The organism is Natronolimnohabitans innermongolicus JCM 12255, assembly GCF_000337215.1.
In the GTDB taxonomy this organism is placed as follows: Archaea; Halobacteriota; Halobacteria; order Halobacteriales; family Natrialbaceae; genus Natronolimnohabitans; species Natronolimnohabitans innermongolicus.
In genome coordinates this window covers 1-24,918 of record NZ_AOHZ01000096.1, presented here as the reverse complement: position 1 = coordinate 24,918, position 24,918 = coordinate 1, and the positions used below count along the sequence as shown (strand labels likewise).

At 64.2% G+C, this 24,918-nt stretch carries 31 protein-coding genes and 1 tRNA gene; 13 read left to right on the top strand and 19 right to left on the bottom strand.

What is annotated here, in order from left to right:
- Positions 1–7 precede the first annotated feature (7 nt).
- Together C493_RS20255 and C493_RS20250 are read left to right on the top strand one after the other, a co-directional pair.
- Positions 8–187 (top strand): DUF7836 family putative zinc-binding protein, encoded by a 180-nt coding sequence (locus tag C493_RS20255; protein ID WP_007261362.1) that lies wholly within the window; start codon positions 8–10, stop codon positions 185–187.
- Positions 188–551: 364 nt separating this feature from the next.
- On the top strand, positions 552–788 hold the full coding sequence (locus C493_RS20250; protein WP_007261361.1) for a UPF0058 family protein: 237 nt from the start codon (positions 552–554) through the stop codon (positions 786–788).
- A gap of 487 nt (positions 789–1,275) precedes the next feature.
- Here C493_RS20250 and C493_RS20245 read toward each other — a convergent pair whose 3' ends face one another.
- Positions 1,276–1,785 (bottom strand): DUF555 domain-containing protein, encoded by a 510-nt coding sequence (locus C493_RS20245; RefSeq protein ID WP_007261360.1) that lies wholly within the window; start codon positions 1,783–1,785, stop codon positions 1,276–1,278.
- A 132-nt stretch (positions 1,786–1,917) separates the two neighbouring features.
- Here C493_RS20245 and C493_RS20240 point away from each other — a divergent pair, with 132 nt between their 5' ends.
- Together C493_RS20240 and C493_RS20235 are read left to right on the top strand one after the other, a co-directional pair.
- A complete protein-coding gene (locus C493_RS20240; protein ID WP_007261359.1) occupies positions 1,918–2,805 on the top strand; it encodes a DNA-3-methyladenine glycosylase family protein in 888 nt (295 codons plus the stop codon).
- Between the two features lie 77 nt (positions 2,806–2,882).
- Positions 2,883–3,200, top strand: a complete 318-nt coding sequence (locus C493_RS20235; RefSeq protein WP_007261358.1) for a DUF3784 domain-containing protein — start codon at positions 2,883–2,885, stop codon at positions 3,198–3,200.
- A 40-nt stretch (positions 3,201–3,240) separates the two neighbouring features.
- Here C493_RS20235 and C493_RS20230 read toward each other — a convergent pair whose 3' ends face one another.
- Positions 3,241–3,486, bottom strand: coding sequence for a hypothetical protein (locus C493_RS20230; RefSeq protein WP_007261357.1), 246 nt, complete (start codon positions 3,484–3,486; stop codon positions 3,241–3,243).
- A 114-nt stretch (positions 3,487–3,600) separates the two neighbouring features.
- On the opposite strand from C493_RS20230, the gene C493_RS20225 reads away from it, so the two are divergent.
- Positions 3,601–3,879, top strand: a complete 279-nt coding sequence (locus C493_RS20225; RefSeq protein ID WP_007261356.1) for an acylphosphatase — start codon at positions 3,601–3,603, stop codon at positions 3,877–3,879.
- 39 nt (positions 3,880–3,918) lie between these two features.
- Here the strand turns inward: C493_RS20225 and C493_RS23270 are convergent, their stop codons facing one another.
- Complete coding sequence (locus C493_RS23270; protein ID WP_007261355.1) at positions 3,919–4,140, bottom strand: hypothetical protein; 222 nt, start codon at positions 4,138–4,140, stop codon at positions 3,919–3,921.
- Between the two features lie 180 nt (positions 4,141–4,320).
- Positions 4,321–4,830: a hypothetical protein gene (locus tag C493_RS20215; RefSeq protein WP_007261354.1), complete on the bottom strand. Its 510-nt coding sequence runs from the start codon at positions 4,828–4,830 to the stop codon at positions 4,321–4,323.
- A gap of 74 nt (positions 4,831–4,904) precedes the next feature.
- Between C493_RS20215 and C493_RS20210 the strand changes: the two genes are divergently transcribed.
- Both C493_RS20210 and moaC read left to right on the top strand, forming a co-directional pair.
- Complete coding sequence (locus tag C493_RS20210; protein WP_007261353.1) at positions 4,905–6,338, top strand: bifunctional ADP-dependent NAD(P)H-hydrate dehydratase/NAD(P)H-hydrate epimerase; 1,434 nt, start codon at positions 4,905–4,907, stop codon at positions 6,336–6,338.
- Positions 6,331–6,888 (top strand): cyclic pyranopterin monophosphate synthase MoaC, encoded by a 558-nt coding sequence (gene moaC / locus C493_RS20205; protein ID WP_007261352.1) that lies wholly within the window; start codon positions 6,331–6,333, stop codon positions 6,886–6,888. Before C493_RS20210 ends, moaC begins: the two co-directional genes overlap by 8 nt.
- A 77-nt stretch (positions 6,889–6,965) precedes the next feature.
- On the opposite strand, the gene C493_RS20200 is transcribed toward moaC, so the two are convergent.
- From C493_RS20200 to C493_RS20175, 6 genes are all read right to left on the bottom strand, one after another.
- On the bottom strand, positions 6,966–7,370 hold the full coding sequence (locus tag C493_RS20200; RefSeq protein WP_007261351.1) for a VOC family protein: 405 nt from the start codon (positions 7,368–7,370) through the stop codon (positions 6,966–6,968).
- A 149-nt stretch (positions 7,371–7,519) separates the two neighbouring features.
- Positions 7,520–8,263, bottom strand: a complete 744-nt coding sequence (locus C493_RS20195; protein WP_007261350.1) for a beta-ketoacyl-ACP reductase — start codon at positions 8,261–8,263, stop codon at positions 7,520–7,522.
- A gap of 142 nt (positions 8,264–8,405) precedes the next feature.
- Positions 8,406–10,013 (bottom strand): class III poly(R)-hydroxyalkanoic acid synthase subunit PhaC, encoded by a 1,608-nt coding sequence (gene phaC / locus C493_RS20190; RefSeq protein ID WP_007261349.1) that lies wholly within the window; start codon positions 10,011–10,013, stop codon positions 8,406–8,408.
- Entirely contained in the window at positions 10,010–10,558 is a 549-nt protein-coding gene (locus tag C493_RS20185; RefSeq protein WP_007261348.1) for a poly(R)-hydroxyalkanoic acid synthase subunit PhaE, read from the bottom strand. Before C493_RS20185 ends, phaC begins: the two co-directional genes overlap by 4 nt.
- 49 nt (positions 10,559–10,607) lie before the next feature.
- Positions 10,608–11,093 carry a hypothetical protein gene (locus C493_RS20180; RefSeq protein ID WP_007261347.1) on the bottom strand — a complete coding sequence of 162 codons (486 nt, stop codon included), beginning with the start codon at positions 11,091–11,093 and terminating at the stop codon, positions 10,608–10,610.
- A gap of 69 nt (positions 11,094–11,162) precedes the next feature.
- The gene (locus C493_RS20175; protein WP_007261346.1) at positions 11,163–11,480 is read right to left on the bottom strand and encodes an AbrB/MazE/SpoVT family DNA-binding domain-containing protein; all 318 of its coding nucleotides are present in this window, start codon (positions 11,478–11,480) and stop codon (positions 11,163–11,165) included.
- A gap of 264 nt (positions 11,481–11,744) precedes the next feature.
- Here C493_RS20175 and C493_RS20170 point away from each other — a divergent pair, with 264 nt between their 5' ends.
- The 3 genes from C493_RS20170 to cdd all read left to right on the top strand — a co-directional run bounded on the left by C493_RS20170 (position 11,745) and on the right by cdd (position 14,609).
- Positions 11,745–12,380: a MaoC family dehydratase gene (locus tag C493_RS20170; RefSeq protein WP_049889533.1), complete on the top strand. Its 636-nt coding sequence runs from the start codon at positions 11,745–11,747 to the stop codon at positions 12,378–12,380.
- Between the two features lie 326 nt (positions 12,381–12,706).
- Positions 12,707–14,122: a phosphohexomutase domain-containing protein gene (locus C493_RS20165; protein ID WP_007261344.1), complete on the top strand. Its 1,416-nt coding sequence runs from the start codon at positions 12,707–12,709 to the stop codon at positions 14,120–14,122.
- 94 nt (positions 14,123–14,216) lie between these two features.
- Positions 14,217–14,609: a cytidine deaminase gene (gene cdd, locus C493_RS20160; protein WP_007261343.1), complete on the top strand. Its 393-nt coding sequence runs from the start codon at positions 14,217–14,219 to the stop codon at positions 14,607–14,609.
- Positions 14,610–14,713: 104 nt separating this feature from the next.
- Here the strand turns inward: cdd and C493_RS20155 are convergent, their stop codons facing one another.
- From C493_RS20155 to C493_RS20145, 3 genes are all read right to left on the bottom strand, one after another.
- Positions 14,714–15,097 carry a hypothetical protein gene (locus tag C493_RS20155; protein WP_007261342.1) on the bottom strand — a complete coding sequence of 128 codons (384 nt, stop codon included), beginning with the start codon at positions 15,095–15,097 and terminating at the stop codon, positions 14,714–14,716.
- A gap of 87 nt (positions 15,098–15,184) precedes the next feature.
- Positions 15,185–15,784 carry a flavin reductase family protein gene (locus tag C493_RS20150; protein ID WP_007261341.1) on the bottom strand — a complete coding sequence of 200 codons (600 nt, stop codon included), beginning with the start codon at positions 15,782–15,784 and terminating at the stop codon, positions 15,185–15,187.
- Between the two features lie 84 nt (positions 15,785–15,868).
- Positions 15,869–16,360, bottom strand: a complete 492-nt coding sequence (locus C493_RS20145) for a DUF488 domain-containing protein (protein ID WP_007261340.1) — start codon at positions 16,358–16,360, stop codon at positions 15,869–15,871.
- A gap of 59 nt (positions 16,361–16,419) precedes the next feature.
- Between C493_RS20145 and C493_RS20140 the strand changes: the two genes are divergently transcribed.
- Positions 16,420–17,322, top strand: coding sequence for a nucleoside phosphorylase (locus C493_RS20140; RefSeq protein ID WP_007261339.1), 903 nt, complete (start codon positions 16,420–16,422; stop codon positions 17,320–17,322).
- 83 nt (positions 17,323–17,405) lie between these two features.
- Here the strand turns inward: C493_RS20140 and C493_RS20135 are convergent, their stop codons facing one another.
- From C493_RS20135 to C493_RS23530, 5 genes are all read right to left on the bottom strand, one after another.
- Positions 17,406–18,812 (bottom strand): APC family permease, encoded by a 1,407-nt coding sequence (locus tag C493_RS20135; RefSeq protein WP_007261338.1) that lies wholly within the window; start codon positions 18,810–18,812, stop codon positions 17,406–17,408.
- A gap of 243 nt (positions 18,813–19,055) precedes the next feature.
- Entirely contained in the window at positions 19,056–19,823 is a 768-nt protein-coding gene (locus C493_RS20130; RefSeq protein ID WP_007261337.1) for a mechanosensitive ion channel family protein, read from the bottom strand.
- A 1-nt stretch (position 19,824) separates the two neighbouring features.
- Positions 19,825–20,637 (bottom strand): diadenylate cyclase DacZ, encoded by an 813-nt coding sequence (dacZ, locus tag C493_RS20125; protein WP_007261336.1) that lies wholly within the window; start codon positions 20,635–20,637, stop codon positions 19,825–19,827.
- A gap of 250 nt (positions 20,638–20,887) precedes the next feature.
- Positions 20,888–20,972: transfer RNA gene (locus C493_RS20120), tRNA-Leu, on the bottom strand.
- Between the two features lie 46 nt (positions 20,973–21,018).
- A complete protein-coding gene (locus C493_RS23530) occupies positions 21,019–21,192 on the bottom strand; it encodes a hypothetical protein (protein ID WP_162832298.1) in 174 nt (57 codons plus the stop codon).
- Between the two features lie 255 nt (positions 21,193–21,447).
- On the opposite strand from C493_RS23530, the gene C493_RS20115 reads away from it, so the two are divergent.
- Positions 21,448–21,756: a transcription initiation factor IIB family protein gene (locus C493_RS20115; protein ID WP_007261335.1), complete on the top strand. Its 309-nt coding sequence runs from the start codon at positions 21,448–21,450 to the stop codon at positions 21,754–21,756.
- Between the two features lie 152 nt (positions 21,757–21,908).
- Here C493_RS20115 and C493_RS20110 read toward each other — a convergent pair whose 3' ends face one another.
- Positions 21,909–22,391, bottom strand: a complete 483-nt coding sequence (locus C493_RS20110; RefSeq protein WP_007261334.1) for a phosphopantetheine adenylyltransferase — start codon at positions 22,389–22,391, stop codon at positions 21,909–21,911.
- A gap of 150 nt (positions 22,392–22,541) precedes the next feature.
- Between C493_RS20110 and C493_RS20105 the strand changes: the two genes are divergently transcribed.
- Positions 22,542–24,797 carry an NADP-dependent malic enzyme gene (locus C493_RS20105; protein WP_007261333.1) on the top strand — a complete coding sequence of 752 codons (2,256 nt, stop codon included), beginning with the start codon at positions 22,542–22,544 and terminating at the stop codon, positions 24,795–24,797.
- Positions 24,798–24,918: the final 121 nt, after the last annotated feature.

The window sequence follows — 24,918 nt, the reverse complement described above, 5'->3', positions numbered from 1 at the left end:
GCGTACCATGGACGAGACGACCGTGCAACTGTTGTGTCCAGAGTGTACGAAAGATTGGCAGATTTCTCCGGGCGAACTCCCCGCGGCCGCAGACATGTTTCACTGCCCGGGCTGTCACGCCTCCCGGCGCATGTCCGAATTCATGCGCACGGACCGTGACTTGCAGACGCTAAAGCAACTCGGCTAAGACTCGAGACGACGAACTGATTGTCTCGACCTTGACGAACTGTTCTTCGCGACTCGGGCGAATCGTTCACTTCGGCGATAGTAATCCCTTGGTGGGACTGTCCTCGGTCGCGGCAACTGTCGCCGCATCCGTCAGCAGTAGTGACCGTTTACCGTCCGTGAACAACACTCACTAGCGGTGAGACGAAAGAATCCATTAGCGAAGTAATAGCCGCTTGTACGGGCTTCCTTCGGGTATTTTTGTACCGGTAGGGCGGTCCTTCGTGAGTTTATCGTGGGTGACATCCAGTGTTTCCGACACAGGGTGCATGCTAACGCTACTCAGGATAATAATATAACCCTGCAGTGGGTAGCATTGGATGGTTATGAAGAAGCAGGAGCTCATTCACCTTCACGGCCTTCTCGCGGAGGTATCAAACCAGTGTGCGGAGTGGGACGATTGTCAGATCAATCTCGAGGAGTACGAGTCGCTCGGTATTCGACCGACATCGATTCACAAATCAAAAACCGATCACAAAGCCGCTGTTTTTGCGCTCGCCGGGGGAATCACGTACAACATGCGTGAAGGGGAGCAGGAAGCAGTCGCCGCTACTGCAGACTAACACATCGCGTCTCCTTCGATCACGATACTGTCTGACTGGCGAGACTCGTCTTCGTCCGTTCTACTGAATCTCGACTCAGCTCGACTCGTTCTCCCCGTTCGTTCAACTGTTCATCCGGACTCGAATGCGTTACGTCGGTTCCGGGCTCGATACGCCTCTCCGTTTGTCCGTCTCCAGCCCACAGAATAGCTGTTCACGGACGGTGTGGCGAACCGAGACCGGACGGCGAAACGGGGAAAACCGCGGTGAAGTGTGGAAAAAGACAGCAAAACTGAAAATTATTCCTGCCGAACCGTGTTACCAACACGCATGTTTGATGGGGTCGAGACGAGGTGTGACAGTGGTGATACTGTGACGAGACACCGACAACCGGAACGGCGTTTCCGCCCGAGTGACGGTTCATGCGGACCAGTATCGTTCGTCGACGGTGATCGTCGCCACTGACGGGACAATCTCCCGGTCACCGAAAACGCTCCCTGTATCCGTATCAGGACTCCTCGACGAGATCCTCGAATTCGGGAAGGATTTCCTCGTCGTCATCGTCCGATCGACTCTCCGATTCCGACGACTCGTTTTCCGGCTCGCGTTCGGTTTCGTCGTCCGTTTGCGCTGCTTCGTCGCCGTCGTCTTCTGTTTCGTCGGATTCCTCGTCGTCGTCTTCATCCTCGAGTTCGTCGACGCGTTTGACCTCGAGCGGGATATTCTCGAGGAGCTGGCCGATCTCCTTGCGCGCGATCCGCGAGGCGTGTTCCTCGCGTTCGACGTTGAAGACGGTCATCTCCAGCTCGAGGGCGACAAGGGCCTCGTCGGCCGCGATGAACGCGGGGGGGAGTTCCTCTCCCGATGGAGAGGTGCGCTCACCCATGTTAATCTCGACGTAGTTCAAGTCAGGGTTCAACATCTCGCCCGTCTTCGAAATGGCGATTCTAATCGCCTCGTCTGGCGTTTCCACGTCGAACACCGGCACGGCGGCCTCGACGACAACCCTGCAGTTCATACCGAGATATTGTGTCGCATCCAGTATGAAAGTTCGCCCCAACGGCATCGATCACTCTCGAAAACCGACCGATCGGTCCTCGCACGTCCGCTTCGAAAGGCAAAAGCCCGCGCCGCCGAAGCCACTCCACGAATGGAGACCGGAACGATCCCCCTCGAGGAGTGTGTCGGCGGGCTCGATCTGTATCGCACGCTCGAGAGCGGCCAGAGCTACCTGTGGCGGCGCAGTGACGGCGAGATGTACAGCGACTCGCCAGCACCGGACGCGTGGTACTCCACCGTCGTCGACGGCGAGGTCGTCCGGGCGCGCCTCGACGAGGGAGCGGGAGTCCTCGAGTGGGCGTCGACGACGGACGCCGACGCACTCGTTCGCGAACTGCTATGTCTGGAGGACGACCTCGAGGAGATCGTCGCGAACGCGCCCGACGATCCACTGCTCGAGGACGCCTACGAGGCCCACCGTGGAATGCGCCTGGTCGACGACCCCGCCTTCGGCTGTCTGATCTCCTTTATCTGCTCGACGCAGATGCGCGTGAGCCGCATCCACACGATGGTGTCGACCCTGGCTCGCGAGTACGGGACGCCGATCGAGTTCGACGGCGAGACGTACTCCGCGTTCCCCACGCCGGAGGAACTGGCGACCGCGACCGAAGCGCAACTGCGCGACCTGGGGCTCGGCTACCGCGCCCCCTACGTCGTCCGGACGGCCGAGATGGTCGCAGGCGGCGAGGCCCACCCCGAAGACGCGCGCGACCTCGAGTACGAGGCCGCCCGCGACTTCCTCACGCGGTTCGTCGGCGTCGGCGACAAGGTCGCCGACTGCGTTCTGTTGTTCTCGCTCGGCTTCGACGAGGCCGTGCCGCTGGATACGTGGCTCAAATCCGCCGTCGAGGAGTACTACCCGGACTGTGACAAGGGATCGTACGCCGCGACCTCCCGGGCGATCCGCGAGCGCCTGGGCGGCGAGTACGCAGGATATGCCCAGACGTACATCTTCCATCACCTGCGAACCGGCGACTGACGCCGTGGTGCCCGACTCGAGACGGCACCCCGCCGAACGGTCACAACGGTTTTGTGAAATTGTTATCAATATCGCGTATGGTCGACGGATCGGTCGTCACGCTGTTGTTGGCCGCGGCGTTCGTCGGGGCGCTCGGCGCCCTGATCAAGTACGCCGGAATGGTCCAGTTGATCGCGGGCTACGACCCCGACCGAGTCTCCGACGAGGCGGGACTGGCGGATTTTATCGGGACGAACGCCCTCTACGTCGCCGCGCTAGCGCTTCTTCTCGCGCTCGTCGAACACGCGGAGCCGGCCGTCGGCGCCAACGCCGCTCGAGTCGGGTTTCTCGTCGGCGTTTTCGCCCTCGCCGCCCGAATGTTGTTTGGTGCCCGCCGGTACGAGGAGCCGGCCTGAGCGCAGTTGCCGCGTCTGATCACCCGTTCCGAAGCGGGACTCACCGGTAATCGTCGCGACCCGTAACCGCCCAGTAGGCCTGGGACACGAGCGTGATCGCAAAGATACTCGAGAGTACCGCGACCACGACGAGCGCGGCGGTCTCGCCCGCGACGTAGTAGGTGAGTCCGCTCGCGAGGAGCACGAAGACGACCGCCCCGACGAACAACTCGAGTAGCTCCCGGAGCGTCGTGCGAGTGCTCGAGACGTCGACGTACTCGTCCTCGAAGCGTTCGATGAGTCCCATGTGCGGTGTCGGTTCGACTAGTCGCGCGTTGGCCGGTTAGTTTTCGGGGTCGTACCCGGCCGCGGGCTGCGTTATAGAGCCGGCTTTTTGACGCTCGCTATCGACCACTCGCGTATGTCGGAGAGAACCCGCGCACACGTGTTCGTCACGGGAACGGTACAGGGCGTCTACTACCGCGCGAACACCCGCGATACGGCCCGCGAGAAGGGCGTCGACGGCTGGGTGAAGAACCTCGAGGACGGCCGCGTCGAGGCGATCTTCGAGGGACCCGAAGATGCCGTCGAGTCGATGATCGAGTGGTGTCACACGGGCAGTCCGGCGGCCGAGGTCGAGGACGTCGAGTCGGAGTTCGAGGAGCCACAGGGCGAGGAAGGGTTCGAGATTCGGTACTGACGGGGCTGACGCGTCACGGCACGTCGCGTGCAACCCCGGTCACTTCGGATTGAACCGAGTGGTTCGAGAATCGTCGTCGGACTCGTCGTCCGTTTCGTCTCTACCGCCTCTGTCGCCGTCGGAGCCCAGTCGCTTCCGTTCTTCGTCGTCACTATCGACGTGGTGGACCGCGTGCGGCGAGAGCAGGTGCCCCTCCTCGAGTTCGATCCAGCCGTTGGCGTGGACGACGGTCGATTCGGTGGACGCGATCGGCGGGAACACCGTTGCGATACGCCGACACGAACTGAACTGATAAGCATATCGTAAGCGACAGAATGCAGCGGTTGACGACCCTCGTACAGCCGGTTTCGTTCACTTCACGCGGGTTCGACGCGCGGGCCCGTGCCGTTTCGCCCACGTTACGAGTCCGATTCGCTCGAGAATCAAAGCCGGACTGGCGTCTCACTCTCGGTTGACGTCGAGTTCGTCCAGATACTCGGCGAGCCAGGGCGGTTCGTCGGTGTAGCGCCACTCGGCCCAGTCAGCCTTCTCGCCGGCGTAGTAGGCGCGGTACGCGCCGACGGGATCGTCGGACCGTCTGTACTCGTCGGGCATCGCCTGCGGTCGCGGCGTCGGCTCGTCGGTGGGGAACGCGATTTCGTCGGGGTCGATGCGTTCGATTACCTGCCAGCTCGCGTGGTCGTCGTTTTTCTCGTAGCGTTCGACGAACTCGGCGTTCAGCGCCGCGGCGTGTTCGCGCAGGCGCAGCCAGTTCGCCCGCGACTCGGTCGCCCACTTCGTGACGGGGTGGCCGGTGTGAGTCGGCTGATAGAGAAAGTCCGCCTCGTAGTCGTTCTCGCGGGCGGCGGTACAGAGCACCTGAGCGGCCTCGAGCAGCAGCTTGTTCACGTGCTGGTCGCAGTGATAGCGCGCCGCGAGCCGCGGGTCCTCGTCGAGCCAGAAGACGTTCACAGCGAAACTGGGGCGCCGTCCGGCTTGAGAGTGTCGTCGCAACGTTGAACGGTCAGTCCGTCGAAGGATCGGCCATGATCACAGGCGAGCGAATGGCCGCCGTCGACGAGAACGCCGCGGCGCTTGGCGTACCGCGCAAGCAGCTGATGGAATCGAGCGGAGCCGCCGTCGCCCGCGCGGTCCGCGAGGTCGCCGAACCGGGCTCGAGCGTCGCGATCGTCGCCGGTCGCGGGAACAACGGCGGAGACGCGTTCGTCACCGCCCGGTTTCTAGATGAGTACGACGCGACGACGCTCCTGCTCGGCCGAGCCGAGACCATCGGCACCGAAATCGCTCGCGAAAACTGGGACGCCCTCGAGCGGGCGGGCTACGACGCACGCGAAGTCGCGGACTCGAGTCAGTTCGACCTGCCCGACTGCGACGTGGTCGTCGACGCGATGCTCGGAACGGGGATCAGCGGCGACCTGCGAGAGCCCGCGGCGACCGCAGCCGAGGCGATCAACGCGGCCGACGCGACCGTCGTGGCGGTCGACGTCCCCTCCGGCTTCGACGCAAACGACGGCGACCACGCCGACAACGGCGTCGAGGCCGACCGCGTGGTCACGTTCCACGATACGAAGCCCGGGCTCGGGGCACTCGACGCGGAAGTATCGGTCGCCGACATCGGCATTCCCGCCGCGGCCGAGCGGGACGTCGGTCCCGGCGACATCTCCCTCGCTCGACCTGACGGTCGCGCGGGACGACCCTACGTCATCGGCGGCGGCCCCTACACCGGCGCGCCGGCGCTCGCCGCCCAGGCCGCCCTGCGAGCCAGCGCGGAACTCGCCTTCGTCGCCGCACCCGACACCGTCGCGGGCGAGATTCAGGGCTACAGCGAGGATCTCATCGTGCAATCCTACGCTGCGGACGTGCTCACGCCCGACATCGCCGATGACTTGCTCGAGACGGCCGAACAGTACGACAACGTCGTCGTCCTGGGGCCCGGACTGGGGACGGACGAGGAGACCCTCGAGGCCGCACGGCAGTTCCTGTCCGAGTACACGGGGCAGGTGGTCGTCGACGCCGACGCGCTCGCGGTCGTCCCCGACGTCGAGACCGAGGCGACGCTGGTCTGTACGCCGAATCGCGGCGAACTCGCGCGGATGGGCGGCCCCGACACCGACGATCTGGCGGCCGTCGCCGGCGAGATCGAGGCGTTCGCGGCCGACCTGGGGCACATCGTCCTCGCGAAGGGAGCCAACGACGTGATCACCGATGGCGAACGAACCAGAATCAGCCGCTCCGGCACGGTGGGGATGAAAGTCGGCGGCACGGGCGACACGCTCGCCGGCATCGTCGCCGCGCTGCTCGAGTACGCCGAGCCGATGGATGCCGCCGCTGCTGGTGCCCACGTCAACGGCCTCGCCGGCGAGCGCCTCGCCGAGCGCGACGAGCACGGCTTCCTCGCCTCGGAGATGCTGAGCGAACTTCCTAAGGCGCTCTGGGACGAGCGTGAACCCAATGAGTGACCAGCCCCACCCCACGTCCACGCCACCCTCGGAGCAGTCCGGAGCCGAGTCTCGATCCGAGAGCGAATCAGGCGACGCCGACGACCTGACCCACACCACCGATTCGGGCGACGTTCAGATGGTCGACGTCGGCGACAAACCCGACAGCGAGCGCCGCGCCGTCGCGGCCGGCGAAATCCGTCTGCAGCCGTCGACCGTCGAGGCGATCCGCGAGGACCAGATCGGCAAGGGCGACGTCCTCGCGACGGCCCGCGTCGGCGCGATTCAGGCCGTCAAACACACCTGGGAGACGATCCCGATGTGCCACCAGATCCCGATCACGAACGTCGACACCGACTTTTCGCTCGAGGAAGACCGGGTCGCACTCGAGGTCGCCGTCGAGACCACCGGGAAGACGGGCTGCGAGATGGAGGCGCTCGAGGGCGTCACGACCGGGCTGAACGTCGTCTGGGACATGGTCAAGGCCGTCGAGAAGGACGCGGACGGACAGTATCCGGAGACGGGAATCGAGAACGTGCGCGTCCGCTCGAAGGAGAAACGGCGAACGTAGCAGCGAATTCGGTTCCTGTCTCGGTATGCGGTTTTGGGCGTGAACCGAGTGAGCCAGTTCGAGAACTCGCCCGTTCGTCAGTCCAGCGACTCGAGCAACTCGAGTCGCTCCCCCGCGGGCCCCTCGAAGAAGGCGACTTTCAGATCGCCGAAGACGGTCGGCTCCATGACGAGCCGTACGTGGTCTTCGAGGTCCGCGGCCGCGGCCTCGACGTCGGGGACGACGTAGCCGAAGTGCAAAAAACCGTACGGCAACTCATCGACGAGCCCCGCGGCCTCGTAGGGCGCCCGATCGAAGACGTACACTCGTTTGTCGCCGACCGTCAGCGCGGCGTGCTCGACGTTTTCCGCGCCCGTCGCGTCTTCGGCTGGCTGTTCGTGTTCGAGTAGGTCGCCCTCGAGGTGGTTCCGGTAGAAGGCGACGGCCGCGTCGACGTCCGGCACCTTCAGCGCGACGTGGAAGAACGACTCGGGTGAGACCATACGGCTACCTCGACGCCACTCGTGTTAACAGTCAGCATATCGGTAGAACGAACGTTCTCGGGTCGACCGACCACTCGAGTCGGCGTCAGCGAGCGCGAAAACGAGTCGATCGAATCGGTCGGATCGCGAGCGAGCGCCGACTACCGCTCCTACAGATCCATCCCGCCGTTGACGTCGATCACTTCGCCCGTCACATAGGAGGACTCCTCGCTCGCGAGGAACCGGACTACCGCCGCGATGTCCTCGACCTCGGCCAGGCGCTCGAGCGGGATACCTGCGATGATCCGCTCTAACACCTGATCGGGGACGCTCTCGACCATATCGGTCCGGGTAAATCCGGGCGCGACGCAGTTGGCCGTCGAACCGCCCTTGGCGAGTTCGAGGGCGATCGTTCTGGTGAAGCCGAACATTCCGCTTTTGGCGGCGGCGTAGTTCGCCTGCCCGAAGTTCCCCTGTTTGCCGACGACGCTCGAGATGTTGATCAGCCGTCCTTCCTCGGCGTTCCAGATGTCGTCGAAGAACTCCTGGGTGCAGTTGAACATGCCGCCCAGGTTGACGTCCATGACGCGGTCCCACTCTTCGCGGGTCATCTCTGTGAACTGCTCGTCGGCGGTGATCCCGGCGTTGTTGACGAGCACGTCGGCCGGACCGAACGCCTCGTGGCAGACCTCGCGCATGTGTTCGACCTCCTGTCGGTTGGCGACGTCCGCCTGCGCGGTAACGGCCTCGCCGCCGGCAGTTTCGATCGCGTCGACGGCTTCGAGCGCCGGCCCCTCCGAGGACCGGTAGTTGATCACGACGTTCGCACCCTTCTCTCCGAGGTGTTCCGCGATTCCTCGCCCGATGCCGCGTGCCGACCCAGTGATGACGCAGGTTCGCCCGTCCATAGACATATGCTGCCGGTTCAACGTCCCGCGATAAATAACGACCTGTTAGTTATCGGACTACAAAACGTGAAGAAACCACCGAACCGTTTCCGTCGGCCGAGTTCGCCGCTGCGGGCTCGAGGCCGACCCGCGCCGGGTGCGGGGTCGGTTACCGCTCGCGTGCCTGTTCGACCCAGTTCTCGAGTCGACTGGGTGAGATCCCGGTTTCGGTGGCCAGCTCGGCTACGTCGGCCGCGGCGAGGTCGTCGAACGTCTCGATACCGGCCGCGGCCAGATCGTCGGCGTACGCTTGCCCGATGCCGCTGAGTTCGGTCAGGTCGTCGGTTTCCGCTTCGATCGCGGACGCGGCGTCGACGTCGTCGTCGGTCGTCTCCTCGACGACGTCCTCGTCGACGGTCATCTCGCCGGGCTCGGCGGGTTCGTCCTGGATATTGTCCTCGCCGCGTTCGACGATTTCCTCGTCCGAGCGGTCCTTGCCGTGGCGTTCGCTCGTTTCGGCGTCGAGGTCGGCGTCGGCGCGCTCGGCGGACGACCCGTCGGTTTCCGCCTCGAGGCCGTCGTCCCCGAGGTCCTCGGGACCGCTCTCGTCGCCGGCGACGTCTTCGGCGAGCGCGGCGTCTCCCGATTCGGCCTCGGATTCGGGCGTCTCCGGCTCGGCCGCGACCGACTCGCCGTTCGAACGCTCTTCGAACCACTCACAGACCTGCGGCCACAGTTCGTCGTGGCTCCGCGAGGAAACCGACATGCCGATGTGACCCGTCGCGAACTCGAGGATCTCGGTGTCGTCGGTGCCGATGACCTCGTTGAACGGTTTCGAGGCTCCCGGCGGGATGAGGTGGTCGTACTCCGCGACGATCTGGAGGACGGGCATGTCGATGTTCGCGAGATCGACGTGCTCGCCACCCAGGTGGAGTTCGTTGTTGTAGAGTTTGTTCTCCTGGTAGATGTCGCGGATGAACTCCTCGTAAGCCGTCCCGGCGACGTCGATCCCCTCGTCGAGCCAGCGCTCCATCCGGGCGAAGTTCTCGACGAAGTCCTCGTCCTCGACGTTGTCGTAGAAGCGGACGTACTTCGTGACGTTGTTGGCGACGGGGTCCATCAGCGCGAAGCCGACGTCCAGAAACTCCGCCGGAACGTTGTCGAACGTCTCCGTTACCGCTTCGGGTTCGTAGTAATTCTCGCTGCCCCACAGCTCCAAGACGCCGCCCTCGCCGGCGAAACAGAGTCCGGCGGCCATCAACCCGAGGTTCTTGACCTTCTCGGGGTAGAGCGCGGCGTACATGGCCGACTTCGTGCCGCCCATGCAGTAGCCGAGGATGTTGATCTCGTCCTGTCCCGAGCGCTCGCGGACGACGTCGACGCAGTTGTCGATGTAGCGGTTGACGTAGTCGTCCAGGCTCAGCGAGCGATCGAGTCGCGAGGGCTCGCCCCAGTCGATCAGGTAGACGTCGAACCCGGACTCGAGTAAGGTCTGGACGACCGAGCGATCGGGCTGAAGGTCGAGGATGTAGGGCTTGTTGATCAGCGCGTACGTGACGAGAATCGGCACGTCGTGTTGTTCTTCCGTCAGCGGCTCGTAGTGGAGAAGTTCGAGCTTGTTCTCCTCGTAGACGACCTCGCTGGGCGTCTGTGCGACCTCGACGTTCTGGACGGTCTCGGTCCGCTCGGGAGCGACCTGATTCTTCTGTGCCAGGTTGGCGGTCGCCTCCCAGGCCTGGCGTTGCATGTTCAACGCGGTGGCGAATGGGTTGTTCATTGCTCGTCTTCGACGTGCTCGAGGACGCGGTCGAGTTTCTGCTCGACGGCGTGTTGGCGACGCTCGAGTTCGACGAGGCGGTCGCCGACTTCGACGACGTCGTCGCGCGTCGCGAAGCCGATCGAGTGTAGCGTCTCCTGTGAGGCCTCGTCGGCCTGTTGCTGGAGTTCGAGGACGTCGCCGACGGTTTCGCCGGTCATCTTCGCGAAGGCGGTCGTCGACATGACGTCCTTGAACGCCTCGTTGGCCGTGTTGAGCCAGATGTCACGGAACTCGTCCATGTCGACGTCCTCGCCTTCCATGCTGTCGTTCATCCGCTCGACCATCTGCTGGGAGGCGTTCATCCAGGTCTCGTAGGCCCGGGCGTAGCCTTCGACGCCCTCGGAGAGTTCGTTCTCCTCGGTCGCGTCGCCGACGGCGTCGGACCAACTTTCGACGAACTGGGCCTGTGCTTCCATGTTTTCCTCGAGCGCTTCGAGGAACTGTTCGTTCCACTGTTCGACGACCGCGTTCCAGTTCTGTGACTGGGGCTGTGAGTCTGTCATTGGTAGAAATTGGCTAGCGCCTGTGAAAAGGTTGAGGTCGACTCTCGGTTTACGACGAGATGTCGATCTCTTCGGTGGCCTCTTCGACGTTTGCGGCCATCGAACTGACGTTTTCCTCGACCTGCTCGTGGGCCTCGAGAGCGGCGTCGAAGGAGCTGTCGACGACCTCGGTGTAGCTGGCGGCGAACTCGTCGTAGGCGGCTTCGGACTCGTCGATGGCCTCGAGCATGGCTTCGATCGACTGAGTCTGTGCGTCGGTGGCGGATTCGAAGCTGTCGTCGACGAACTCGCGCAGTTCGTCGAACTCGGCGGCTTCCTCGGGCATCGACGCCTCGAGGGCGTCGAAGTAGGCGTGGACGGCGCCCTTGGTCAGTTCGGCGTTCGACTCGGCGAGCGCGCTCGAGGATTCGACGGCGTCGCCGAAGGCGCCGATCGAGGCCTTCTGGGCGTCGAGGGCGTCGTGGGTGAGTCGCTGGGACTGTTCGAGTGCGGTACGCTGGGCGTCGAAGACGGCGGTGAATGGGTTCTGGGTCATGGGTGGATTGGTGTCGGTTTGATTCGAGTGGATGGGTCGGCCTGGTCTGCGGTCGCGTCGAGCGCGGTCCTACTGGTCGTCTCGATCCCGTTTGACGGGGACGACGATGGTCTGGACGATGTCGCCCTCCTCGATGTCGAGGGCTTCCCGTTCGGGGCCGGGAATGCTGATCCGACCGCCGCTCTGGACGCGGGCCTTGAACGTCGCGGTTCCCATGTTCATCGGGCCGAGACTCGAGCCGACGTCGAAGGGGTTCGAGCCGCTGGCCTGCATCAACTGTTTCATCATCTCCTGCTGGGATTGCGCGACCTGCTCGCCCGCCTCCTGCATCTGTTCGGAGAACATCGCCGGCGGGAACCAGAGCGATCGATCGGAGTCGTCCGTCATCACTAGCAACAATGCGCTCGCCGCACATAAGCGTTTCCACTGTGTACCATTAGATGGTAGGAAATGGTATGAGTTGTTTCTCCCGACCAACAGCGCGTTTTATCTTCAGTCACAGTTCAGTAACGAACTCGTGAGTGTACGTATCGCCAACGGGAATTCCGTCGCGAGAGAGTCTGTAGGTATAAATTACTAGCAGTGTGAGTCAGCACCAGTCACCGCCGAAGCCAAAGAAGTCATAATGACTTCTCACCTACTTTCAAATAGATGTCCCACCAGAACGCTGCGAGACGCAATTTCGCTGCCATGACCAACGCCTGGTCGACGATGACGCAGACCCTCCTCCAGAGTGCAACGGCGGCGAACCGCGCCGCGATGTCGGCGATGGTACCGGCGAACGCGTCGAACGGCTCCGACGGCGACACCGTCGACGCCTCGATTCCGTCGATCGACCACTCTCACCTCGACTGGCAGTTCGACCGCACCGTCGACGACCCCGACCAGATCAGCGTCGGCGACGCCGTCACCTTCGAGAAGGTCCTCAGCGAGGACGACGTTCGGGCGTTCGCCCACGTCAGCGGCGACACGAACCGCCTCCACCTGGACGAGGAATTCGCCGCCGACACCCGCTTCGGCGAGCGCATCGTCCACGGGACGCTCGTTTCCGGGCTCATCAGCGCCGCGCTGGCTCGCCTCCCGGGACTCACGATCTACCTCTCCCAGGACCTCGAGTTCAGCGGCCCCGTCGGCATCGGCGACCGCGTCTCCGCGCGCGTCGAAATCGTCGAGGACCTCGGCAACAGCCAGTACCGCCTCGAGACGGTCATTCGAAACGAAGACGACGACGCGACCGTTATCAACGGCGAAGCCGTCGTCCTCATCGACGACATTCCGGACGCGTAACGTTCGAGCGCGGAACCGACGACGGCCGGTCGGGCTGACGGACAGGTGGTCCCCGTGCCGTCCGAACCGACCGAGTTCACTGCGTTGCAGCGTCGCTTTTCGACGGTCCGATCCGGTTAGCGGATGTTTCGCCGGTATCGACGATTCTCGTCCCGGTCGTCCCATCCCACGCTCTCAGGGGTCTCGCCGGTTTCGCCCACCGTACTCGAGTCGCGAAATCGAAATCCGTGTCCGAAACCACGAACGGCGACGCACCGCACCGCACCGAGGCGCCACTCCCGTCGCGGGACACTGTTGCTAAGTAGTTGGTCGCGCAACGCCCTCACATGACGCTATTCGGGACTGCCGGGATCCGCGGTCCAGTCAGTGAGATTACCCCGTCGCTGGCGCTGTCGGTCGGACAGGCGGCCGGCGAGCGCGGGGCGACGTTCGTCGTCGGTCGCGACGGCCGGGAAACCGGCTCCGCGCTCGCCGCAGCAGTCGAAGCCGGCCTCGAGAGCGCCGGGGCGGACGTCTACCGAGTCGGTCAGGTACCGACGCCTGCACTCGCGTTCGCCTCTCAGGGACGGCGCGGCGTGATGCTCACGGCGAGTCACAACCCGCCACAGGACAACGGGATCAAACTCTTCGCCGACGGCGTCGAGTACGACCGATCCGCCGAACGGGCGATCGAGGACGCCCTCGCGGACGGTTCCGCGCCCGCTCTCGCCCGCTGGGACGAGTGGGGCGACGGCCGAGACCTCACCGTGCTCGAGCGTTATCGCGACGCCGTCGTTTCCTACGTTCGATCGACGTTCGCCGCCGACGAGCAGGCCACCGGTGACGAACCCATCGACAGCGGTTCCGCGACGAGACCGCTCGGCGACCTCTCGGTCGCCGTCGACTGCGGAAACGGAATGGGAACCCTCGCGACGCCGCACGTCCTGGAGCGCCTCGGCGCCGACGTCGTCGCGCTCAACGCCTCCGTCGACGGCCACTTTATCGCCCGTGAGAGCAAGCCGACGCCCGAGACGCTAACCGACTTTTCGGCGTTCCTCGAGGGGAGTTCGTTCGACCTGGGACTGGCCCACGACGGCGACGCCGATCGGCTGGTCGTCCTCGGCCCGGACGGCGACGTGATCCACGAGGACACGATCCTCGCGGTCGTCGCGGCCCACTACACCGAGACGAGCGACGCTGAGGATCCCGTCGTCGTCACGACGCCAAACGCCTCCGCGCGGATCGACGAGCGGGTCCGCGAGGCCGGCGGACGCGTCGAACGCGTTCGACTCGGCGCGCTCCACGAGGGCATCGCTCGCGAAGCCGAACAGGGCGACGAGGGCACCGAGATCGCCTTCGCCGCCGAACCCTGGAAGCACATCCATACCCGCTTTGGCGGCTGGATCGACGGCGTCGTCAGCGCCGCCGTCGTCGCCGCGCTCGTCGCCGACGCGGGCGACGCCGACGCGCTTCGCGCGCCCGTCACCGAACGTCCCTACCGCAAGGTCAGCGTCGACTGCCCCGACGACGCCAAAGCCGACGCCATGGCCGCCCTCGAAGAGGACCTCCCGGACGCGTTCCCCGAGACGACGGTCGACACCGACTACGGCGTCCGCCTCGAGTTCGACGACGCCGCCTGGATCCTGGTCCGTCCCAGCGGCACCGAACCCTACGTCCGCCTCTACGCCGAGAGCGACGACGTCGACGACCTCGTCGCCGACGCTCGCGAGGTCATCGAGTCGGCCGTCGAAACGTCGCGGTAAGGGGCGTCGGACTGGCGCAATCGGCGACCGACGGAACACCTGGTTGCCGGACGACACCGACGACTTTCTTGTTTCGGCTCCCGTCAGCCCATCCATGACCGAACTGCTCGAGGCCGCCCGCAAGATCCAGTCGTCCGCCCACGTCCCCTACTCCGAGTACCCCGTCGGCGCCGCGCTCGAGACCGCAGACGGCGAGGTCTTCGTCGGCTGCAACCTCGAGAACGCGAACTTCAGCAACAGCCTGCACGCCGAGGAGGTGGCGATCGCCGAAGCGGTCAAGAACGGCCACCGCGACTTCTCACGGCTCGCGGTCAGCTCCGGCCGCCGCGACGGCGTCACCCCCTGCGGGATGTGCCGCCAGACGCTCGCCGAGTTCTGCGACGACGATCTGGTCGTGTTCTGCGACGAGGGCGAGGACGAAGACCCCAGCGAGTACACGCTCGGAGAACTGCTGCCGAATACGATTACGGAGGAAATGCTCGAGTGAGCGCACCGTCGGTTTGGCCGCGCTCTCGACGACGCGAGCGATGAGGCCGCGCTCGAGCGAACTCGCTTGCGGCGTGGTCGTCATCGAAACGGAGTCAGTGTCAGTTAGCGCTCTTCGCGCTCGGTGAGGCGCTCTCGTTCGACCGCCGAGTCCTCGTCGCGCTCGGTGTTGTCGGCCGAGAGTTCGCGATCGATCGCCCGTTCCAGTTGCGCCTCCGAGAGTTCGCCCTCGACGTACCGTTCTCGAAGATCCGCGACCGGGTCTGCGGGTTCCGATTCGTCGCGGATGCGTGCCAGCAGCGAGTCGCCGAACAGCACTACGAGGGGGACGACCCCGACGAAAACGAGAATCGAGACGGCGGCCGCCAGCGTGGTGAACCCGAAAACCGCTAGCAACGAGAGCAACACGACGAACGGGATCGAGACAAGTACCAGCAGATCCCCCACGTCCTCGATAGCGTCGCTCGCGTCGAATCTCGAGAGCGTCATCGCTTCGTAACCGTCGCTACGACGGGATCCGAAATAAGTCCCTAGTGGGGTCAGTCCGGCTTTTCTTGCTCGCTGATCGGTTCCCCGTCAGAACTGCCGTTCGAACTCGACGGGATCGGAGACCGTGTAGTACGGCCCGCCGAGTCGGCCGACGGTCGGAAGGTCCCGCATGTCGAGTTTCCCGTCGCCCTCCGCGAGCAGATCCTCGTCGACGTGGACGTGCTGGACGTCACCGAGGATCATCAGCTTGTCGTGGACCTCGAGGGAGTCGTGGAGCGTACACTCCATCGAGATCGGCGCGTCCGTGACTCGCGGCGCGTCCACGGTCCGACAGTCGGCGCGCTCGACGTCGGCGAGGTCGAACTCGCTCTCCTCGGGTGGGAGCGACGCCGAGGTGTGGTCCATGCGCTCGATCTCGGGTTCGGTGACGACGTTGACGACGAACTCCTCGGTGTCGAGTGCGTTTCTGGCCGTGTCCTTCAGTTCGTCGCGGTCGCCGTTGGGCGTGTTGAAGAGGACCGTCGGCTCCTTCAGCGAGACGTAATTGTACGAACTGAAGGGCGCCAGGTTGTCCACGCCGTCCTCGCTGCGCGTGCTGATCCAGGCGATGGGACGCGGGGTGACGACGGTCTTGACGAACCGGGCGATTTCGTCGCTCGAGCGCTCGTCGGGGTCGAATTCGTGCATTACGGGGTTATAGTCGGCCTCGACCTATCAGTGCGGCGAATCCCGTCTGCGCGCGCTGACGTCGGCCCTCGCGAGGACACCCTATCACTTTCCCGCGGCGCGATCCTCGAGCACGTCCCGCAACACCGTCCGGTGACAGCGCTTCTTCTCGGTGTTCTCGTAGCAGACCAGCGCCAGCGACTCGCCGTCGGTTAGCCGCGACTCGAAGGCCTCGAGGGCCGCGCGCGCGTCCTCGTCCTCCTCGAGGTGAGTTCGATACCGCGCCTCGAAATCGACCTCGTCCCAGGCGGCGTTGTGGGCGCCCTCGTCGCAGACGCCGCGCATCTTCAGGTCCTCCTCAGTCTGTCGGAACGACTCGAGGAGGTCGGCGGGTGGTCCCAGTGCAGAAACGTTCTCGTCGACGGCGCCGTGGAACCACGACGTGGGTTTTCGGACGACGCCGACGCGGGTCGCCCCGGCGGGCAGTTCTCCGAGGTCGTGCTGGATGGCGGCGACGTAGGTGTCCGCGAGCGCGCCGTCGAACGGAGTCTCAGCTGCGGACTCGCTGCCGGCGTCGGAATCGGACTCGCTGGCCATGTCCGCGCTACGGCCGCCCTGCAGTTATATACCGCGCCGGACCGAACCCCTCGGTCGCCATGACTGACACCGGACGCGATACGGACGCCGATATCGATACCGACACGGACGCCGATACCAACGCCACCGGCCACAGCGAAGACCCGAACGCCGAGGTCCAGTACCACCTCGAGGTCGGCCCCGACGACGTCGCCGACACCGTGCTCCTCCCGGGGAACCCGGAGCGACTCGAGAAGATCGTCGCCCACTGGGACGACCACGAAATCGCGGCCCACCACCGCGAGTACCGGACGGCGACGGGGACCGCCGAGGGGACGCCGATATCGGTCACCTCGACGGGTATCGGCGGCCCCTCGGCCGCCATCGCCGTCGAGGAACTGGCCCGCGTCGGCTGCGAGACGTTCATCCGGGTCGGCTCCTGCGGGGCGATCCAGCCCGAGATGGACGTCGGCGACCTCGTGATCACGACCGGGGCGGTCCGACAGGAGGGGACGAGCGACGAGTACGTCCGCGAAGACTACCCGGCGACGGCCGACTACGAGGTCGTCAGCGCGCTCGTCGCCGCGGCCGAACGGCTGGGCTACGACTACCACACCGGCATCACGATGAGCGCCGACTCCTTCTACACGGGCCAGGGCCGACCCGGCTTCGAGGGGTTCGAAGCCGCCGGCAGCGACGCCCTGATCGAGCAGCTACAGGCGGCGAACGTAAAGAACATCGAAATGGAGGCCAGCGCGATCCTGACGCTCGCGAACGTTTACGGCCTCCGGGCCGGCGCGGTCTGTAGCGTCTACGCGAACCGCGAGACCGGCGAGTTCCGCACCGAAGGCGAGTCGCGGGCCGCCGAAACCGCGACGCTGGCGACGCACCTGCTCGCGACGATGGACGCCGTCAAACGCGAGGCCGGAGCCGATCGGTGGCACGCGGGACTCTCGCTCGAGGACGCCGACGAGGACGTCTGAGTACGACGATCGATCGGACGGACCTCGAGGCAGACCCGGGCCGCTGGCCACGTTGGCAGACGATTGGAACCGCGACGAGCCGCCTAGGTATCGGCTCGAGCCTGACCGCTATCGGCGCGTTCCTTCTCGCTCTCGTGGAGCGTGCTCATTCGCTCTTTCAGATCGACGCCACGGCGTTCAAACCACCGGACCCGCAACTTGTAGACGACGTAGCCGAGGACGAGCCAGCCGGCGAGGACGGCGACCATGAGCGGCATCTGCGTGGAGACGAGAACCCACAGGAGCAACGCGGAGACGGTCGCCCCGACCGCGACGATCTTCAGGACCACGGGCGGCAGCTTGAACAGCGAGTACTCGTAGCGCTGGGGGTACACCTTCGGGAGGTTCCACAGGGTGACGCCGGCGATCGCGAGTCCGAACAGGATCGTCAGCGAGAGTGCGATCGAGAGCGTGACCGTGTCCGGCGCGACGGGCGCGACGAGCAGCGGCGGAATACCGAGAACGAGCACGGCGACGTGTGGCGACTCGAACCGGTCGTGGACGCGGGCGATCGCCGACGGGATCACGTAGTCGCGTCCCGCTCGCATGAGCTGTCTCGAGTAGGCGGTGTAGGTCATGTTGATCGAGGTGAGCGCGCCCATCGCTGCGGCGGCGAGGACGAGCGCGGTCAGCGGTGCGGGGAAGTTATCCAGCGAGACCTGCGCGACGGCGGCGTCCATGCCGGCCAGATCCTGCCAGTTTGTCACGCCAACGAGGACGGCGATGAGGCCGGCCAGAAGCGTCAACGAAACGGCGGCAGACAGGGCGAGCGCGCGGGGGATATTTCGCGCCGGATCCTCCATCTCCTCGCCGATCTCGACGATGAGTCTGAAGCCCCGAAGCGGGAAGTACAGCGAGACGACGGCGACGATCACCGGGCCGACGCCTTCGGGGAACAGGGGATCGTAGTTCGCCGCGTTGACCTCGAAGAGGCCGGGAACGATGAACGAGAGCATCCCGACGACGATCAACGAGACCATCGCGAACTGGACGATTGCGACCATCTTGATCCCCAAAACGTTCAACACGATAAAGGGGATGAGCAACGCGTAGACGAGGGCGAGTTCGGGAATCTCCGGTATCGCCGCAACCGTTTCGGAGACGAAGCTCACGTACTCGGCGAAGCCGATTCCGATGAACAGCATGCCGGCCCAGACGCCGGGTATCGTGATCCACGGCAGTAAGAACCCCCAGAAGGGGCCGACGAGCCGCGACGCGTACACGTAGCTGCCGCCGGCGACGGGAATCGCGCTCCCGAGCTGGAGCGACAGGAGGATGCCGAAGACCAGCGGGATCATCGCGAGCAACAACGCGACGATGATCCCCGGGCCGGTGTCTCCGGCCAGCGGTCCCGGGAGGACGAACGCGCTGACACCGATCACGTTGCCGATGACGAGCGCCGTCGCACCGAGCACGCCGACTTTCGTATTGATGATTCGATGTTCTGTCATTGGTTTGATTAGCTATTGTATGGGAGACGATACCGGACCGCTAACAATGTTACGATACCCCCTCGGTGATCGTGTCTTCCGTTCGATGATTACCCGACTCCACGTGCGGTCGATGGCGCGTCCGGAACGGAGACGTCGATTCGAGAGGCGCGACGTGTCGGAACGGGCACACCGTAGAGAGGACAGTGCTCACGGCGCGTCGCGTTGTTTCGCTTCTGGGTCGTGGACGCAACGACCGGTTCGTTACTCCCGAATCCGGATGATTCCGTCCTCGAACACTTTTCGGTTGGGAACGATGTACTCCTCGGAGTCGTCTTCGATCTTCGTGACGAACAGATCAACCTCCTGGACGATCCCGGTCTGCTCCCCGATCCGGATTCGGTCGCCGATGCCGTAGGGCTGATTCAACAACAGGTAGATCCCGGCCGCACTCGAGACGAGGAAATCCTTGAACGCCACCGTCCCAACGATAACGATACCGACGGCGTACACCGTCAGCAGAATGAGCAAGGCGACGACGTGGACGCCGATCTGTCCGAGCGCGATGATCAGCGTCACGTAGAGGACGGTGTACTTGACGAGTTTCGGGATCACCGAGACCTCCGGGAGTTTGACGCCGCGGAGGTACTCGCTGACGACGAGTTCCGCCTTGTCGGCGACGATAAATCCGATGATAAGCACGAGGACGGCGATAAACACCTGCGGGATGAACTCCGTCACTCGCAGCCAGAACTGATCCGTATCCAGCAGTTGCGCGATGTGAATCGCCGTCAGCACGGCGATCCCGTAGATGAACCACGAACTCAGCCGGGCGACGATATCGACCGTCGACGTCCCGAGCGACTGGGCGGTCCGCTCGAACGGCGTTCCTTCGACCGCTTCCGGAACCCCCGACGCCGTCAACAACTCCTCGTTGAGCCGCCCGACCAGGTAGCCGACGACGATCCCGAGCGCCAGCACCGCCGCGGCTATCACGGCTGGTTCGTCGATGAGCGTCTGCCAGTCGACCATATCAGTACGCCTCCGGATCGACCTCCAGGATGAGCTCACCGGCCTTGAACGCCCGAACGAGGCCGTCGCTCTCCGAGAGGACGATCGTTATCGCGTTCGTATCACGCGTGATCGCACCGCCGGCCATGTGGCGTGCACCCAGCCCCTTCGGGATGTCGACGCCTTCGGCCGACGGCTCGAGGTACCGATACGCGGAGACGATCTTGCCCGCGTCCGAGATGACGAACGCGCCGTCGAGCCGCGAGAACTCCTTTAGCATGACGTTGACGATCGGATCGCCGACGTGGACGTGGGACTTCTCGAAGGGGTTGTACGAAAGCGGGCGAGACTTGTTCATCACCTTCCCCGCGTCGCCGACGACGAACAGCGCACCGACCGGTTTCCCCTTCTGTCCCTTCTTCCCGAGTTCGATCGCGAGCTCGAGAACCGCCTTGATCACTTCCGGCTCGGCGCGGGATTTGACGAACAGGTCGTAGATGCCCGTGTGTGTCTCCGCGTCGGCTCGCACTCGCGAGATCGTATCGGTTCCGTCGCTGAAGACGCTCGTCGTACAGACGAGTTCGTCGCCGTCTTCGATCACGTTCTGCTCGAGTGCGCCTTCGATGCCAAAACGGATCCGTTCTTTGACGTCGTCGAACGCCAGCGGGAGTTCGACGAACGTCTCGCCGTTGACGGTGTTTTCCGTGCCGACGACGATGACGTCCAGGTCGTCGACGTCGGCGAACCGCTCGTAAAACGAGCCGCTCGGCGAGAAGAGAAACACGGCGTCGACACTCGTATAGAAATCCCCGAACACGTCGTCTAACCCGGCCATTGCTCGTAATAGCTGTTCCCGCGTGAATAAGCGTTGTGGACCGTCTGACGTGTGTCTGCCGTGTGCTACCGATACGACCGTATTTGCCGCTCGAGGCGTCGTTCGTGCACCGAGCGAACGAAGTGAGCGAAGGAGCAGGACCGGATTCGAACAACGCGAAGACGTGCTCGCTTCGCTGCGCGCGTCTTCTCTCGTTCGAATCCGGCCCGATACAGAACCTGCGGCTCGCGGGTTGCTCGCCGCAGAACCATGCGCGGGACCGGATTCGAACCGGCGGACCCCTACGGGACAGCGTCCTAAGCGCTGCGCCGTTGGCCTGGCTTGGCTACCCGCGCTCATCCTACGCTTTTCACGAATCGAGTAAGTACCTGTCGATACGAACTACCGCTGTTTCACTGGCTCCTCGGGCGACCAGTCCGGCGGCACGATAAATGTAATATGCTCCGAATCCCGCAGCTGGTGGAGTTCCGCGGCTTGTTCGGCCAGCGATCGATTCCGATACGGCATCTCGAGGCCGCATCCGGTACAGACGAGCTTGCAGGTTGGCTCTTTCATGACGGGACAGCGTCCACCGCTTGCGAACGGCGCGCGTGTACTCGAACAATCGAAGAGCCGGTGGTTTAGTAGTCGCGTCCTAGTCAATTCATCAGAAATCAGTTAGTAGCCCTAGTCGTTCGTAGCTGAACGTTGCCGGCTGTAGCAACGCATTGGGGTGGCATGAACGGTATTTATTTACGCTAACTGGTAATATTGCGCTGGCCTGAAGCCGGTGCCGTAGGTTTATCCACGCCGGCCGGGTACCGATCGCACATGCACAGTGCTCGAGATCGGATCGAATACGAACAGTGGCTCGAGGAACTCGAGCGGATCGCTGACCGACTGGAGTTGGCGGCCGAGGCGCGATCGTGTGCTGTCGAACTCTTTCTGACGGACGTTCCCGACGACGACCGCTCGAAACGCGCCGTGTTAGCGGCGAGTCTCTACGCCGGCTCGCTCGTCGCCGGCGACGGCAGAACGCAGGGGGCCGTCGCCGACGCGGCGGACGTCTCGCGGCTCTCGATCCAATCCCGATGGAAGGACCTGCTCGAGCGCGCGGGACTCGAACCGCCGAAGTGGTAATTGTTAACACACCTGTCCTTTCGGTCGTTTCGAGCGGATAGTCCCGGACTGGGGCGGCGTAAGTATACGATACGAGAACGAAACGGTCCCCAACTCGGACTCGGCAGTCGACTCGAGCTATCGATCGTAGTTCGCTGTGAGACGAGCGTGAATCAGGCGTCGTCCGACGACGCCTCGTCGAGGACGGTTCCGTGTTCGTTGATCTCGCCGTGAACGATCCGCGTGCTCGAGATGATGTCTCCGTCGTCGGCCCGGAGGTGCGGAACGACGACGACCTCGAGGGGGTCGTGACCCCGTTCGCGGCGAATCTCGTTGATCCGCTCTCCACCGTCTTTGGTCTCCGGTGAGACGACCAGGTAGTCGTACTGTGGTTCTGTCGCGATTCCGGTCGGCTCCTCGAGTTTACGAACCTCGAACTCGCGGTCGTATTCGGTCGCGATCGACTCGAGTTCGTCCTCGAGGGTTGCCTTGCGCTCGTCGAAAGAGTTGACGCGTCGTTCGACGTGTCGCGTCTTCGGCGCGAGTTCGTCGCTCGTCAGCCCCACAGTCACGTCTCCGAGTTCGAACGCCCGTTCGAACAGCCGTCGGTGGCCGTCGTGGACGGGGTCGAACGTCCCACCAAGCGCGACGTCCATACCCCATCTCACTCGGTCGGTGTGTATAAAACGGTCGAATCCTGTGACCGCAGTGACTTGCGGCGTTCGACCGTCGATCGCAGCGAAGTACGACGATCGTCGAAACTCCCCTTCGCATTGTTTTTAGTACTCCCCTGCAGTGTTGCCGGTATGGGATTAGACGAGGACGCACTGGAGTACCATCGGACCGATCCGCCGGGAAAGATCGAGATTTCGACCACGAAACCGACGAATACGCAGCGTGATCTCTCGCTTGCGTACTCGCCCGGCGTGGCCGCCCCGTGTAACGAAATCGACGAAGACCCGAACGACGCCTACACCTACACCGCCAAAGGGAATCTCGTCGGCGTCGTCTCGAACGGTTCCGCGGTGCTCGGATTGGGTGACATTGGCGCCCAAGCATCGAAACCGGTCATGGAGGGGAAAGGTGTTCTGTTCAAACGATTCGCCGATATCGACGTCTTCGATATCGAACTCGACGAGGCCGACCCCGACAAGATCGTCGAGGCGATCAAGATGATGGAGCCGACCTTCGGCGGCGTCAACTTAGAGGACATCAAGGCGCCGGAGTGTTTCACCGTCGAGGAGCGCCTGCGCGAGGAGATCGACATTCCCGTCTTCCACGACGACCAGCACGGGACCGCGATCATCTCCGGTGCAGCGCTGCTGAACGCCGCCGACATCGCCGGCAAGGACCTCGAGGACCTCGAGATCGTCTTCTCGGGCGCCGGCGCGAGCGCGATCGCGACGGCCCGCTTCTACGTCTCGCTCGGCGTTCGCCGGGAGAACATCACCATGTGTGACTCCTCGGGGATCATCACCGCAGACCGCGCAGCGGCGGGCGACGTCAACGAGTACAAACAGCAGTTCGCTCGAGACGTCCCGGAAGGCGACCTCGCGGACGCGATGACGGGCGCGGACGTCTTCGTCGGCCTTTCGATCGGCGGCATCGTCTCCCAGGAGATGATCCAGTCGATGGCCTCGGATCCGATCGTCTTCGCGATGGCCAACCCCGATCCCGAGATCGGCTACGAGGAGGCCAAAGCGGCCCGCGACGACACCGTGATTATGGCGACGGGTCGCTCGGACTATCCGAACCAGGTCAACAACGTCCTGGGCTTCCCCTTCATCTTCCGCGGCGCGCTCGACGTGCGCGCGACGGAGATCAACGAGGAGATGAAAGTCGCCTGCGCCGAGGCGCTGGCGGACCTGGCCCGACAGGACGTCCCCGACGCGGTCGTCAAGGCCTACGGCGACGATCCGATCCAGTACGGGCCCGACTACATCATCCCGAAGCCGGTCGACCCGCGCGTCCTGTTCCGTGTCGCACCCTCCATCGCCGAGGCCGCGATGGAAAGCGGCGCCGCCCGCACCGAGATTGACCTCGAAGCATACGAGGAGGAACTCGAGGCCCGCCTCGGCAAGTCCCGCGAGATGATGCGCGTCGTCCTCAACAAAGCGAAGAGCGATCCCAAGACGGTCGCGCTCGCGGAGGGCGAAAACGAGAAGATGATCCGCGCGGCCTACCAGATCCAGGAGCAGGGAATCGCCCTGCCGATCCTGATCGGTGACGAGAGCGAGATCCGCCAGACAGCGGCGAACCTCGGCCTCGACTTCGAGCCACAGGTTGCGGATCCGGAAGTCGGCGACTACACGACGTACGCCGACCGACTGCACGAACTCCGGGCTCGAAAGGGTATCACCCGAACCGAGGCGGGCGACCTCGTCGAGAGCGATACGAACTACTTCGGCAGCGTGATGGTCGAACAGGGCGACGCGGACGCGCTCCTGACCGGGCTCTCCCACCACTACCCCTCGGCGCTTCGCCCGCCGCTGCAGGTCATCGGCACGGCCGACGACGTCGACTACGCGGCCGGAGTCTACCTGCTCGCGTTCAAGAACCGCGTGATCTTTGTCGCCGACGCGACGGTCAATCAGGCCCCCAACGAGGAGGTCCTCGCCGAAGTCACCAAGCAGACGGGCAAACTCGCCCGCCGGTTCAACATCGAACCGCGCGCGGCCTTGCTCTCGTACTCGAACTTCGGCAGCGTCAACAACGAGGGCACCCGCAAGCCGCGCAACGCGGCGCGGATGCTCCAGAACGACCCCGAGATCGACTTCCCCGTCGACGGCGAGATGCAGGCCGACACCGCCGTCGTCGAGGACATCCTCGAGGGCACCTACGGCTTCTCCGACCTCGACGAGCCGGCGAACGTGCTCGTCTTCCCGAACCTCGAGTCGGGGAACATCGGCTACAAGCTGCTCCAGCGACTGGGCGGCGCCGACGCCATCGGTCCGATGCTGGTCGGCATGGACAAACCGGTTCACGTCCTCCAGCGAGGCGACGAGGTCAAGGATATCGTGAACCTGGCGGGTGTGGCGGTCGTCGACGCACAGCAAGAATAGTACCCGCGAGAGATGCGAACGGATGGGCAGCATCCGTGAGCGAACGAGCGGCTTTTTGGAGGAGATTTTTGCGTGAGCGGTGAGCGAGCACAGCGAGTGAACCCGAGCGGAAAAAGGTCCA

What these genes read in the sequence shown, in the direction of transcription:
- C493_RS20255 (WP_007261362.1), top strand. Translation starts at nt 8, where the DNA reads ATGGACGAGACGACCGTGCAACTGTTGTGTCCAGAGTGTACGAAAGAT.
- C493_RS20250 (WP_007261361.1), top strand. Translation starts at nt 552, where the DNA reads ATGAAGAAGCAGGAGCTCATTCACCTTCACGGCCTTCTCGCGGAGGTA.
- C493_RS20245 (WP_007261360.1), bottom strand. Translation starts at nt 1,785, where the DNA reads ATGAACTGCAGGGTTGTCGTCGAGGCCGCCGTGCCGGTGTTCGACGTG.
- C493_RS20240 (WP_007261359.1), top strand. Translation starts at nt 1,918, where the DNA reads ATGGAGACCGGAACGATCCCCCTCGAGGAGTGTGTCGGCGGGCTCGAT.
- C493_RS20235 (WP_007261358.1), top strand. Translation starts at nt 2,883, where the DNA reads ATGGTCGACGGATCGGTCGTCACGCTGTTGTTGGCCGCGGCGTTCGTC.
- C493_RS20230 (WP_007261357.1), bottom strand. Translation starts at nt 3,486, where the DNA reads ATGGGACTCATCGAACGCTTCGAGGACGAGTACGTCGACGTCTCGAGC.
- C493_RS20225 (WP_007261356.1), top strand. Translation starts at nt 3,601, where the DNA reads ATGTCGGAGAGAACCCGCGCACACGTGTTCGTCACGGGAACGGTACAG.
- C493_RS20210 (WP_007261353.1), top strand. Translation starts at nt 4,905, where the DNA reads ATGATCACAGGCGAGCGAATGGCCGCCGTCGACGAGAACGCCGCGGCG.
- moaC (WP_007261352.1), top strand. Translation starts at nt 6,331, where the DNA reads ATGAGTGACCAGCCCCACCCCACGTCCACGCCACCCTCGGAGCAGTCC.
- C493_RS20200 (WP_007261351.1), bottom strand. Translation starts at nt 7,370, where the DNA reads ATGGTCTCACCCGAGTCGTTCTTCCACGTCGCGCTGAAGGTGCCGGAC.
- C493_RS20195 (WP_007261350.1), bottom strand. Translation starts at nt 8,263, where the DNA reads ATGTCTATGGACGGGCGAACCTGCGTCATCACTGGGTCGGCACGCGGC.
- phaC (WP_007261349.1), bottom strand. Translation starts at nt 10,013, where the DNA reads ATGAACAACCCATTCGCCACCGCGTTGAACATGCAACGCCAGGCCTGG.
- C493_RS20185 (WP_007261348.1), bottom strand. Translation starts at nt 10,558, where the DNA reads ATGACAGACTCACAGCCCCAGTCACAGAACTGGAACGCGGTCGTCGAA.
- C493_RS20180 (WP_007261347.1), bottom strand. Translation starts at nt 11,093, where the DNA reads ATGACCCAGAACCCATTCACCGCCGTCTTCGACGCCCAGCGTACCGCA.
- C493_RS20175 (WP_007261346.1), bottom strand. Translation starts at nt 11,480, where the DNA reads ATGACGGACGACTCCGATCGATCGCTCTGGTTCCCGCCGGCGATGTTC.
- C493_RS20170 (WP_049889533.1), top strand. Translation starts at nt 11,745, where the DNA reads ATGTCCCACCAGAACGCTGCGAGACGCAATTTCGCTGCCATGACCAAC.
- C493_RS20165 (WP_007261344.1), top strand. Translation starts at nt 12,707, where the DNA reads ATGACGCTATTCGGGACTGCCGGGATCCGCGGTCCAGTCAGTGAGATT.
- cdd (WP_007261343.1), top strand. Translation starts at nt 14,217, where the DNA reads ATGACCGAACTGCTCGAGGCCGCCCGCAAGATCCAGTCGTCCGCCCAC.
- C493_RS20155 (WP_007261342.1), bottom strand. Translation starts at nt 15,097, where the DNA reads ATGACGCTCTCGAGATTCGACGCGAGCGACGCTATCGAGGACGTGGGG.
- C493_RS20150 (WP_007261341.1), bottom strand. Translation starts at nt 15,784, where the DNA reads ATGCACGAATTCGACCCCGACGAGCGCTCGAGCGACGAAATCGCCCGG.
- C493_RS20145 (WP_007261340.1), bottom strand. Translation starts at nt 16,360, where the DNA reads ATGGCCAGCGAGTCCGATTCCGACGCCGGCAGCGAGTCCGCAGCTGAG.
- C493_RS20140 (WP_007261339.1), top strand. Translation starts at nt 16,420, where the DNA reads ATGACTGACACCGGACGCGATACGGACGCCGATATCGATACCGACACG.
- C493_RS20135 (WP_007261338.1), bottom strand. Translation starts at nt 18,812, where the DNA reads ATGACAGAACATCGAATCATCAATACGAAAGTCGGCGTGCTCGGTGCG.
- C493_RS20130 (WP_007261337.1), bottom strand. Translation starts at nt 19,823, where the DNA reads ATGGTCGACTGGCAGACGCTCATCGACGAACCAGCCGTGATAGCCGCG.
- dacZ (WP_007261336.1), bottom strand. Translation starts at nt 20,637, where the DNA reads ATGGCCGGGTTAGACGACGTGTTCGGGGATTTCTATACGAGTGTCGAC.
- C493_RS23530 (WP_162832298.1), bottom strand. Translation starts at nt 21,192, where the DNA reads ATGAAAGAGCCAACCTGCAAGCTCGTCTGTACCGGATGCGGCCTCGAG.
- C493_RS20115 (WP_007261335.1), top strand. Translation starts at nt 21,448, where the DNA reads ATGCACAGTGCTCGAGATCGGATCGAATACGAACAGTGGCTCGAGGAA.
- C493_RS20110 (WP_007261334.1), bottom strand. Translation starts at nt 22,391, where the DNA reads ATGGACGTCGCGCTTGGTGGGACGTTCGACCCCGTCCACGACGGCCAC.
- C493_RS20105 (WP_007261333.1), top strand. Translation starts at nt 22,542, where the DNA reads ATGGGATTAGACGAGGACGCACTGGAGTACCATCGGACCGATCCGCCG.